The organism is Faecalibacterium sp. DFI.5.82, assembly GCF_029076575.1.
GTDB classification, from domain to species: domain Bacteria; phylum Bacillota; class Clostridia; order Oscillospirales; family Ruminococcaceae; genus Faecalibacterium; species Faecalibacterium duncaniae.
Map to the genome: position 1 here is coordinate 1 of NZ_JARFIS010000473.1, position 312 is coordinate 312.

General features: G+C 58.7%; 1 pseudogene. It reads left to right on the forward strand.

Annotated features, from left to right (window positions below):
* Positions 1–312 (forward strand): annotated as a pseudogene (locus P0G09_RS17480) (elongation factor 4); the annotation flags it as partial.

Genomic DNA, 312 nt, shown 5'->3' on the forward strand with positions numbered 1-312 from the left:
GATCTGGATATCATCACCACGACCCCCAGCGTCCGCTACCGCCTGACCATGACAGACGGCACTGTGGAGATGATCGACAACCCGTCCAGCTACCCGGACCCCTCCAACATCGTCAATCAGGAGGAGCCCTTTGTGGATGTCCACCTCTACACCCCCAACGATTACGTGGGTGCCCTGATGGATCTGTGCCAGCAGAAGCGCGGCGTGATCATCGACATGAAGTATCTGGACGATGTCCGCGTGGACCTGCACTACGCCCTGCCTCTGGGCGAGATCGTCTACGACTTCTTCGATGCCATCAAGAGCCGTAGC